This is a genomic window from Flavobacterium sp. (assembly GCF_029242675.1).
Taxonomy (GTDB): domain Bacteria; phylum Bacteroidota; class Bacteroidia; order Flavobacteriales; family Flavobacteriaceae; genus Flavobacterium.
This window is the reverse complement of record NZ_JAQWTM010000094.1, coordinates 1-2,518: the sequence shown is the minus strand read 5'-3', so window position 1 is coordinate 2,518 and position 2,518 is coordinate 1. Positions and strand designations below refer to the sequence as shown.

Below are 2,518 nucleotides of genomic sequence, written 5' to 3'. Positions count from 1 at the left end.
AACCCGATATATTACAGTCGATTCAAGTACTGCCCGGAGTTGAAAGTACAAACGAAAGTATCGCTAATATCAATGTTCGTGGCGGAACTAACGACCAAAATGCCATGTTTTGGGACAATATCAAAATGTACCACTCTGGACATTTTTTTGGCTTAATATCAGCGTACAATCCCAATGTTACTAACAAAGTAATCGTGAGCAAAAATGGAACTAGTGCCGCTTATAGCGATGGAGTTTCTAGTACCATTAACATGACTACTAATGATAAGGTTGGGAACGCATTTAAAGGAGGATTGGGCGTTAATCTAATTAGTGCGGATGCTTTCCTCGAAATTCCACTAGCCCGAAACCTACAACTTGATATTTCAGGTCGTCGTGCCATCACTGATTTGGTTAACACACCCACTTATAGTAATTATTTCGATCGTAGCTTTCAAGACTCTGAAATAAAAACAAATAATCAAGTAGCAAACACCAATTCCGATTTCTATTTCTACGATTATACTGCCAAGCTACTATTTGATTTAGGCAATAAACACCAATTGCGCGCCACGGTAATCGGTATTAATAATGATTTGAATTATGCCGAATTCAAGGTAGACAATAGTAATACTGAAGAAAAAACAAGCAGATTGGAACAAAAAAACATTGGTTATGGTGGTAATTGGAAAGCGCAATGGAGCGATCGTTTGCAAACTGAAGCCAATGCCTATTTTTCGAAATATACAATTAATGCTTTAGATTTAAGAGTAGCAAATGACCAACGATTAACAGAAGCAAATGAAGTTTTAGAGACTGGATTTAAGTTCAATACCAATTATAAAATCAATCCTCATTTCAAATTTTTAGGTGGATATCAAATAACTGAAACGGGAATGCTTAATCAAACTACTGTTAAAAATCCATCTTTTTCAAGTACGATAAAGAATGTTTTATTAACTCAGGCCTTATTTTCTGAAGGGGAATATTCTAAAAACGGGACTTTTATGCGTTTTGGAGTACGATTAAATTATTTCCAAAAGTTTGACAAATTTCTTATCGAACCTAGAATCAACATTCGACAAAAAATTTCTAATTTGCTCGCGCTTAAACTGGAAGGCGAATTTAAAAATCAAACGTCTACTCAAATTATTGATTTTCAAGATGATTTTTTAGGCGTAGAAAAAAGACGCTGGGTTCTTGTAGATAATCAATCAATCCCTATTGCCACTAGTAAACAAGCCTCTTTTGGAATTGAATTAGCAAAAAACAAGTTTACTTTAGATCTAACTGGCTTTTACAAATTTGTTGACGGAATTACAGCTTCCAACCAAGGCTTCTACAACAATTTTCAATACAGTAAGGCTTCTGGAAACTATACCGCGAAAGGTATTGAGGTTCTGGCTAATACAACAGCCGCCAACTATAGTTTTTGGTTGAGCTATACTTTTAGCACCAATGATTACGAATTCGAATCTTTCACACCTGCTGCCTTCCCTAACAATGTAGATATCCGGCATTCTGCTTCTTTAGGGTTTAACTATGATATATGGAAAAAATTCAAAGTATCACTAGGCGGAATGTGGCGTAATGGGCAACCTTTTTCAGAACCCGTTACAGGCAATGAAACGAAGCAAAATGGCAGTTTTACAATGGTCAATTATGGAGCACCAAATAGTAAAAACTTAGATGATTTTATAAGACTAGATGCTTCCTTTAGCTATGGATTTAATTTCAGTCCTACGATTAAAGCAGCATTGCGCGCAGGTGTTATTAATTTTACCAACCAAAATAATACTATTAACCGCTACTACAAGGTTGATCCAAATGACAAATCAAAGGCGGTTAAAGTAGATAATAAATCACTGGGTATTACACCTAACATCAGTTTTAGAGTTAATTTTTAAACAGCTGAATTCCACCTTAAATAATTGATTCTATATTTACTGCACTGTTTAAAGTACTTTAGCTATTCACTAAAAATGTTAATTATGTATAAAAATACTGATTTAGGATTATTATTTGTTCGTATTGCTGTGGGTGCATTGATGTTATTGCATGGAATTGCAAAAATTGGACAGACAACTTTTATTGAAGGCATGCTAGCTGATAAAGGTCTTCCTGCTATCATGGCTTACGGTGTATACCTAACCGAAATAGTTGCTCCACTTCTAATTTTAATAGGTTTTAGAACGCGTTTAGCTGCTATTGCTTATGTATTCGGAATCTTATTTATCATCTTCTTAGTGCATGCCAATGCTATATTTTCATTGAACGAAAATGGAGGATGGGCTATTGAATTGCTAGGACTATATTTGTTTGGAGCAGTTGCTTTGTTTTTTACAGGAGGAGGTAAATTTGCTGTTTCAGCGACTTCTGCTTGGGATTAAATTTTTATTTTTAGACAAAAAAATGCCCTCTTAACTCTGGTTAAAAGGGCATTATATTTTTAAGTATTCCAATTTTTAAATACCTGCAATTGCTTTAATTTCGTCTATAATACGATTTGCCAACGCATCTGCTTGTTCTTGCGAAGGCG

The 2,518-nt window shown here is 34.8% G+C and carries 2 protein-coding genes; both read left to right on the top strand.

Features of this window, described 5'->3' with window-relative positions:
- On the top strand, positions 1 to 1,886 hold a 1,886-nt coding region (locus tag P8M54_RS03825), incomplete at its 5' end, for a hypothetical protein (protein ID WP_300285405.1).
- 84 nt (positions 1,887 to 1,970) lie between these two features.
- Positions 1,971 to 2,369 (top strand): DoxX family protein, encoded by a 399-nt coding sequence (locus P8M54_RS03820; RefSeq protein ID WP_300285402.1) that lies wholly within the window; start codon positions 1,971 to 1,973, stop codon positions 2,367 to 2,369.
- The last annotated feature ends 149 nt before the right edge of the window (positions 2,370 to 2,518 follow it).